The 8015-nt window shown below is 71.8% G+C and carries 6 protein-coding genes; 3 read left to right on the forward strand and 3 right to left on the reverse strand.

Annotated elements, in window-relative coordinates:
- Nucleotides 1-343 precede the first annotated feature (343 nt).
- Complete coding sequence (locus tag ACFPZI_RS33295) at nucleotides 344-892, reverse strand: MarR family winged helix-turn-helix transcriptional regulator (protein ID WP_381370905.1); 549 nt, start codon at nucleotides 890-892, stop codon at nucleotides 344-346.
- A gap of 137 nt (nucleotides 893-1029) precedes the next feature.
- Between ACFPZI_RS33295 and ACFPZI_RS33300 the strand changes: the two genes are divergently transcribed.
- Nucleotides 1030-2307 carry an MFS transporter gene (locus ACFPZI_RS33300; protein ID WP_381370910.1) on the forward strand — a complete coding sequence of 426 codons (1278 nt, stop codon included), beginning with the start codon at nucleotides 1030-1032 and terminating at the stop codon, nucleotides 2305-2307.
- Between the two features lie 63 nt (nucleotides 2308-2370).
- Here the strand turns inward: ACFPZI_RS33300 and ACFPZI_RS33305 are convergent, their stop codons facing one another.
- The gene (locus ACFPZI_RS33305; protein ID WP_381370906.1) at nucleotides 2371-4020 is read right to left on the reverse strand and encodes an ATP-binding SpoIIE family protein phosphatase; all 1650 of its coding nucleotides are present in this window, start codon (nucleotides 4018-4020) and stop codon (nucleotides 2371-2373) included.
- 174 nt (nucleotides 4021-4194) lie between these two features.
- Nucleotides 4195-5586, reverse strand: coding sequence for an NAD(P)/FAD-dependent oxidoreductase (locus ACFPZI_RS33310; protein WP_381370907.1), 1392 nt, complete (start codon nucleotides 5584-5586; stop codon nucleotides 4195-4197).
- A gap of 378 nt (nucleotides 5587-5964) precedes the next feature.
- On the opposite strand from ACFPZI_RS33310, the gene ACFPZI_RS33315 reads away from it, so the two are divergent.
- Together ACFPZI_RS33315 and ACFPZI_RS33320 are read left to right on the forward strand one after the other, a co-directional pair.
- On the forward strand, nucleotides 5965-6714 hold the full coding sequence (locus ACFPZI_RS33315) for a TetR/AcrR family transcriptional regulator (protein WP_381370908.1): 750 nt from the start codon (nucleotides 5965-5967) through the stop codon (nucleotides 6712-6714).
- 197 nt (nucleotides 6715-6911) lie between these two features.
- A partial coding sequence (locus ACFPZI_RS33320; RefSeq protein ID WP_381370909.1) for an RNA polymerase sigma factor occupies nucleotides 6912-8015 on the forward strand: 1104 nt, incomplete at its 3' end.

Below are 8015 nucleotides of genomic sequence, written 5' to 3' on the forward strand. Positions count from 1 at the left end.
TTTTCTTCGATCTGACCCCCGGTCAGCGGGGTTTGTCTTTCCGGCCGTTGGGCCGTTCCGACGTCTCAAACCCTAGCGGACTCTCTCGCCGCTTCTCAAATCGGAGCCGTTCGGTTCCGATTCAGATGCCGGCGTCCCCGCGAATTGAATTCGAGCATGCCGAAAGCAGTTCGTTGGGGAGGTCGTGCTGGTGGTTTTGAGTGCCACTCTCGTGGCGGAAGTGCTGCCGGAGAACCGTTACGGCTCGATGGCAACTCGGAGAACTCTACGGATCGGGGAGGGGGAAGTCAAGCAGCCCCTGTCAAGATCTTTTCGGCCGTTCGGGTGCCGAGGGGCGGGGCCGTCAGTCCAGGTCGGTGAGGCGGCCGCCGGCGTCGGGCTGGGCGTCCTCCACCCTGCGCAGGAGGCGGGTGAGCACCTCGCCCAGGGTGATCCGTTCGTCCGGGGAGAGGTCCTGGAGCAGGTCCTCCTCGAAGACCGTCGCCATGCGCATCACCTCGAGCCACTTCTCGCGGCCGGCGGGTGTCGCCTCGACGATGACCCGGACCCGGTTCGTCTCGTCCCGTTCCCGGTTGACGAGGCCTTCGGCGACCATGCGGTCGATCCGGTGGGTCATGGCGGCCGGCGTGAGGCCGAGGCGCTTGGCCAGGTCGCTGGGGCCCATGCGGTACGGGGCGCCGGACAGGACGAGGGCCTTCAGGACCTCCCAGTCGGCGTTGGTGATGCCGAGCTCGGCGGTCTGACGGCCGTAGGCGACGTTCATCCGGCGGTTCAGCCGGGACAGCGCGGAGACGATCTTCTCGACCTGGGGGTCGAGGCCCTGGAACTCGCGCTGGTACGCGGCGATCTGCTCTTCGAGTGTCGGCTCGTTGAGGCCGGAGGTGTCGCCCATGGCTCGCAGTATGGCACGCCACCCTTCACCTTGAAGCCCTTCGTGTTGAAGCCGTTCGACATGTATTCTTCACCTTCGAACTTTAGCTTCTAAGTCTTCACTCCTAACTTGTGAGAGAGGTGAACGTGACCAGGGCGATGGGCGCTGCGATGCGCCGGATCCACGTGGGCAACGCACTCAGTGCGTTCGGACTCGGCTTCACCGTCCCCTACCTGTACGTCTATGTGGCGCAGGTACGAGGGCTCGGGGCCATGACGGCGGGGCTGGTGCTCGCCGTGTTCGCGGTGGCCGCGCTGATCGTGCTGCCGTTCGCCGGACGGGCCATCGTCCGGCGGGGTCCGCTGCCGGTGCTGCTCGTCGCCCTGGTCACGGCCGCCGTCGGAGCGCTGAGCCTCGGCCTGTCGAGCGGTGCGTCGAGCGTGCTGGCGTCGGCGGCGCTGCTCGGGGCCGGGCATGCCGTGATGCAGCCGGCGCTGGCGACGATGATCGTGGACTGCTCCCCGGCGGAGACCCGGTCGCGGGCGTTCGCCATGCAGTTCTTCCTGCAGAACCTCGGGCTCGGGGCCGGCGGTCTCATCGGCGGACACCTCGTCGACGCGACCAGGGCCTCCTCCTTCACCGTGCTGTTCTCGATCGAGGCGGCGATGTTCCTGCTGCTGGTCGTGGTGATGGCGACGATGCGGATGCCGCGCTCGCCGCGTATCGCGGGCGCTTCTACGCCGTCGGCCAGGGCCGGCTGGAAGCAGATGATGGGCAACCGGGCCATGGTGCAGCTGTGCGTGCTGGGCTTCGTGCTGTTCTTCGCCTGTTACGGACAGTTCGAATCGGGGCTGAGCGCGTACGGGGTCGAGGCGGCCGGTATCTCGACGTCGACGCTGGGGACGGCGCTGGCGGCGAACACGCTGGCCATCGTTCTCGCGCAGTTCGTGGTGCTGCGGTTCGTGGAGCGCCGCAGTCGCACGCGCGTGATCGCTTCGGTGGGCCTGCTCTGGGCCGTGGCGTGGGCCGTGGCCGGGTACGCGGGCCTCGGGAACGGCAGCCAGGCCATGGCGACCGCCGCCTTCATCTCGACGTACGCCCTGTTCGGGCTCGGTGAGTCGATGCTGTCGCCGACGCTCGCCCCGTTGGTCGCGGATCTCGCGCCGGAAGGGCTGGCGGGCCAGTACAACTCGGCGTTCGCCCTGGTGAAGCAGCTCGCGCTGGCCATCGGCCCGGCGGTGGGCGGGCCGATGGGTGCCTCGCTGCACGGGCCGTACATCGTGGTGTTCGTGCTGTTCTCGCTGGCGATCACGGTGCTCGCGCTGCGGCTGGGCCGACAGCTCACGGAGGTGCAGGACCAGCCGTCGGTTGCGCGCAGCCGGGTGGTGACCCAGGGCGGCACCACCCCGGCGGGCCAGTCCCCGGCGCACACCTGAGACCCCGGCGCGTACCTGACGCAGGCGCGTACCTGGGGCCGACGCTCCACAGCACCCCGCTCCCTACGGGGTGACCGGTTTCGGCAGGGCGAACTCGCACCAGACGGCCTTGCCGCCGCCCGGGGTGCGCCGGCTTCCCCAGTTGGAGGCGATCGTCGCGACGATGGCGATGCCCCGGCCGGACTCATCGGCGGGCTCCGCGCGGCGGCGCCTCGGCAGGTGGTCGTTCCCGTCGGTGACCTCGACGATGAGCCGACGGTCGGTGCGGCGCAGGCGCAGCCGCATGGGCGGGGTGCCGTGCTGGAGGGAGTTGGCGACCAGTTCGCTCGCGGCCAGGACGCCCAGGTCGTGCAGATCGGCGGGGAAGCGCCAGCTGGTGAGCACGCCGGAGGCGAAGGCACGCGCGCGGGGGGCCGCTTCGACGCCGCCCAGCAGCTCCAGGGCGGCGTTGTGGAACAGCTCGCTCTCCGGGCCCGTGCGGGCGGGGTGCTGAAGCACCAGTACGGCGACGTCGTCGTCGTGCTCCGGGGTCACGCCCGCCGAGCGGATCAGGCGGTCGCAGATCACCTGGGGGGTGCCGGTCGCGCCGGCCAGGGCGCGCTCCAGGGCGGCGATGCCCTCGTCGAGGTCCTCGTTGCGGCGCTCGACCAGGCCGTCCGTGTAGAGGACGGCGGTGGAGCCGGGGCCCAGGGCGATCGAGCCGGAGGAGTGGATCCAGCCGCCGGTGCCGAGCGGGGGGCCGGTCGGCTCGTCGGCGCGCTGGACGGTGCCGTGCTCGTCTCGGACCAGGATGGGCAGGTGGCCTGCGGAGGCGTGGACGAGGGTGCCCTCGTTGGGGTCGTGGATGGCGTACGCGCAGGTGGCGATCTGGTTGGCGTCGATCTCCGTGGCGAGGCCGTCGAGCAGCTGGAGGACCTCGTGCGGGGGGAGGTCGAGGCGGGCGTAGGCGCGTACCGCCGTGCGGAGCTGGCCCATGACGGCCGCCGCGCGGACGCCCCGGCCCATGACGTCGCCGATGACCAGGGCGGTGCGGCCGCCGCCGAGGGTGATCACGTCGTACCAGTCGCCGCCGACGGCGGCCTCGGTGCCGCCGGGGTGGTAGGTGGCGGCGACCCGCAGGTCGTCGGGCTCCTCGAGCTCCTGCGGGAGCAGGGAGCGCTGGAGGGTGACGGCGGTCTCGCGCTGACGGCGTTCGCTCGCGCGCAGGCGTTCGGCTGCCTCGGCGTGGTCGGTGACATCGGTGGCGAAGACCAGCACACCGCTGCCCTCGCCCTGGGTGACCGGCGTGCAGGTGAAGGTGTAGGAGCGGCCGTCGGGGGCCTTGCGGGACTTGACCGTGCGGGGCTTTCCGCTGCGCAGGACCTGGTCGAGGAGGGGCAGCAGGCCGAGTTCGTCGAGCTCCGGGAGCGCTCCTCGCGCGGGGGCCCCGACCGGGCGGGCGCCGAAGGCGGCCGTGTAGGCGCCGTTGACGTAGGCGATGCGGTGGTCCGGGCCGTGCACCAGGGCGACGAGGGAGGGGACGTGGTCGAGGACCTCACGCACCCTGAGGTCGTCGACGGCGGGCACGGGCCGTGGATCCTCGATGAGTTGTTCGGCGCGGGCCGTGGGCACGGAGCCCTCTCCCCGCCGGTCCGGAGAGACCACGTGCGCGCTGCGCGCTGCGGCGCGGCGTTGCGTTCCGGGGAGCCGGGCGCTCCAGCGGGTGAAGTTCACGAATCCTTGCCTCGTGTTAGTTGTCGGCGGCCGGGAAACGGGACCGGCCGGGGCCCCGGGGCCGCACCGGGAACAGGCAGCCGCCCGCCCTCGGTGGTGGACCAGTCTGGCAGGCTGCCGACCGGGCCGACATCCGTCAGACGTCGGGCCGGTCCGTGGAGTTCCTGGGCGCGGTCAGGACGACCCCTTCGGGTTGTCCGGGGGGTCCTGAGAAGGCTTTCCACCGGCCGCGAGTTCGAACTCGGCCCGCGGGTGTTCGAGTGAACCCAGGGAGACGATCTCCCGTTTGAAGAGCCCGGCGAGGGTCCATTCGGCGGCCACGCGCGCCTTGCGGTTGAAGGTGGGGACGCGGCTCAGGTGGTAGGTGCGGTGCATGAACCAGGCGGGGTAGCCCTTGATCTTGCGCCCGTAGACGTGGGCGACGCCCTTGTGCAGCCCCAGGGAGGCGACCGACCCGGCGTACGAGTGGGCGTACGCCTGAAGGGGTTCGCCGCGCAGGGAGTGCGCGATGTTGTCGGCGAGGACCTTCGCCTGGCGGAGCGCGTGCTGGGCGTTGGGTGCGCATTCCCGGCCGGGGTCCTCGGCAGTGGCGTCGGGGACGGCGGCGGCGTCGCCCGCGGCCCACGCGTGCGGGGCGCCCTCGACGGCGAGTTCGGCGGTGCACCGCAGCCGTCCGCGCGCGTCGCGTGCCAGGTCGGTGGCGGCGAGGACGGGATGGGGTTTGACGCCGGCGGTCCACACGACGGTGCGGGTGGGGAAGCGGGCACCGTCGCTGAGTACGGCGACGCGGTCGGCGCAGGACTCCAGGCGGGTCTCCAGGCGTACGTCGATGTTGCGGCGGCGCAGTTCGCTGACCGTGTAGCGGCCCATCTCCTCGCCGACCTCGGGCAGGATGCGGTCCGAGGCCTCGACGAGGATCCACTTCATGTCCTCGGGACGGAGGTTGTGGTAGTACCGCGTGGTGTAGCGGGCCATGTCCTCCAGTTCGCCGAGGGCCTCGACGCCCGCGTAGCCGCCGCCGACGAAGACGAAGGTGAGGGCGGCGTCGCGGATCGCGGGGTCGCGGGTGGAGGAGGCGATGTCCATCTGTTCGAGGACGTGGTTGCGCAGCCCGATGGCCTCCTCGAGGGTCTTGAAGCCGATGGCGTGGTCGGCGAGACCGGGGATCGGCAGGGTGCGCGAGACGGAGCCGGGCGCGAGGACGAGTTCGTCGTACGCCACCGCCCGGCCGCCGCCGCTCTTGCCGCCGCTGTCCTTCTCCCTGTCGGCGAGGGTGGTGACGGTGGCGACGCGTGCGGCGTGGTCGATGGCGGAGGCCTCGCCGATGACGATGTGGCACCGGTCCAGGACACGACGCAGCGGTACGACTACATGACGAGGGGAAATGGCACCGGCGGCCGCTTCGGGGAGGAACGGCTGGTACGTCATGTACGGGTCGGGGGTGACGACGGTGATCTCGGCCGCGCCCCGGGCGAGTTCCCGTTTCAGCTTCCGCTGCAGGCGCAGGGCCGTGTACATACCGACGTAGCCGCCACCGACAACGAGAATGCGCGCACGTTCCTTCACCGTCCCATGACGCACCCGCCGCTTGCGTTTGTCCACAGCCCCGACGAATTGTGTGACTGGAGGCGGTGGGCGCGCCGGGCGGCCCGGATCTCCGGAGCGAACGGCGTGTGCGCAGGTCAGCGGCACTTTCCCGACACTTCCCCCGGGGTACATACGAGATCAATGTGCCCCGTACTCCGATCGGGGGACGCTCCGTGCGGAACCTGCCCCTTCTGAATTGACTTCCTCTCAACTATGTTCGTACGTCGACGGGGTGTAGGGGGATGCGCTCATTCGGGTCCGCGACGGGCGGATCCGGCCACCGGGCATGTTCCTCGAGCCCCAGCCATCTATGGCGGGGAGTCTCCGGGGGGAGACATCATTACCGGGGGAAAACGTATGCATGTTCAGGATTCTCATTGGTCTTCCGCATCCGCCGTGGCACCCGGCACCGCGCTGAGCGCGCCGTCGGGCCACGGGCGCGCGGGAGGGCCGCGCACGACTCCGCTGCGCGTGGACGCGCAGCGCAATCTGGAGCACGTGCTGCGCGCGGCACGCGAGGTCTTCGGCGAGCTGGGCTACGGCGCGCCGATGGAGGACGTGGCACGCCGGGCCCGCGTCGGTGTGGGCACGGTGTACCGGCGCTTCCCGAGCAAGGACGTCCTGGTCCGGCGGATAGCCGAGGAGGAGACCTCCCGGCTGACCGACCAGGCGCGTACCGCGCTCGGTCAGGAGGACGAGCCGTGGTCGGCGCTGTCCCGCTTCCTGCGCACGTCGGTCGCCTCGGGCGCCGGGCGGCTGCTGCCGCCGCAGGTGCTGCGGGTGGGCGTGGCGGACGAGCACGACCACGCGCGGGTGCCGCAGCAGCGGACGCAGCCGGCCGGCACCGGACTGCGGCTGGTGCCCGAGAAGGGGTCGGCCGTCGCCGGGAAGGACGACGCCGGTGCGGGGCAGCTTCTCGACGTCGTCGGCCGGCTCGTGGAGCGGGCCCGCGAGGCGGGCACGCTGCGGCCGGACGTGTCGGTGTCGGACGTGCTCCTGGTGATCGCCACGGCCGCGCCCTCGCTGCCGGACCCGGCCCAGCAGGCGGCGGCCTCGGCCCGGCTGCTGGACATCCTGCTGGAGGGCCTGCGCTCACGCCCGGCGTGAGGGTGGGTGCAGCCGATGGGGCCCGTCCGCACCTGACAGGCCCCACCCCTTTCCCGAACGGGTGACTGCCCGCACTCATGTGCGACAGAAACCCTCGGACGGGTGGATGGGCCATCCTGAGCTGTCCTGACCAAAAGCCAATATGGCACCCTGACCCGTGATCAGGACTGACTGGGCAGGTGGCGGGGGCTTCCGCGATGAGCGTTGACGGGCGGGACGAGTCGTACGGTGACGGTGACCCCGGGGCCGAGAGCACACCGCAGGTGCCGGGTCAGGGGTGGCGCACGAGCGTACCCCCCGACGACAGGGACGACCCGGACGGCCTCGTTCCCGCCCAGCGCGACCGGCGCGAGGAGAGCATCCTGCCTCCCCTGCGTGAGCTGCCGCCGTCCGACGCCGATCTCCTCGCGCGGATGCGCGCGGGCGACGACTCGGCGTACGAGGAGCTGTACCGGCGTCACGCGGATGCGGTGCGCCGGTACGCCCGTACGTGCTGCCGGGACGCCCATACCGCGGACGACCTGACCGCCGAGGTCTTCGCCCGTGTGCTCCAGGCGGTGCGCGGCGGTTCGGGCCCCGAGCACGCCGTACGCGCGTATCTGCTCACGTCCGTACGACGGGTGGCGGCGTCCTGGACGCGGTCGGCGAAGCGCGAGCAACTGGTCGACGACTTCGTGGACTTCGCCACCCAGGCCGCGCGCCTTCCGCACGTGTCCGACACCGACACCCTGGACCTGGGCGCGGACGTACGGGCGATGCACGAGGCCGAACAGTCCATGGCCATGCGGGCGTTCAGGTCACTGCCGGAGCGCTGGCAGGCGGTGCTGTGGCACACCGAGGTCGAGGACGAGTCGCCGAGCACGGTCGCCACGCTCTTCGGCCTGGACGCCAACGGCACCCGCGTCCTGGCCAGCCGCGCCCGTGAGGGCCTGAAGCAGGCGTACCTCCAGGCGCACGTCAGCGCGACCCTCACCGACGACGAGGAGTGCGCCCGCTACGCCGACCAACTCGGCACGTACGCGCGCGGCCGGCTGCGCACCCGCGCCGAACGGGGACTGTGGGGGCACCTGGACGCATGCGCGCGGTGCCGGCTGGCGGCCACCCAGGTCCAGGAAGTCGCCGGCGGCATCCCCGCCCTGGTACCCGTCGCCGTCATCGGCTGGTTCGGCGCCGCCGGGTACGCCAAGGTGGCCGGTCTCCTCGCCGGAGGCACGGCCGCCGCGGGCGCGGCGGGGGCAGGCGCGGCGGGCGCGGCGGCCTCCGGCACCGGCGGCTCGGGCGGAGCGGCCGGCGCGGCGGCC

The sequence above is a fragment of the Streptomyces chlorus genome (assembly GCF_042655885.1).
GTDB classification, from domain to species: domain Bacteria; phylum Actinomycetota; class Actinomycetes; order Streptomycetales; family Streptomycetaceae; genus Streptomyces; species Streptomyces chlorus.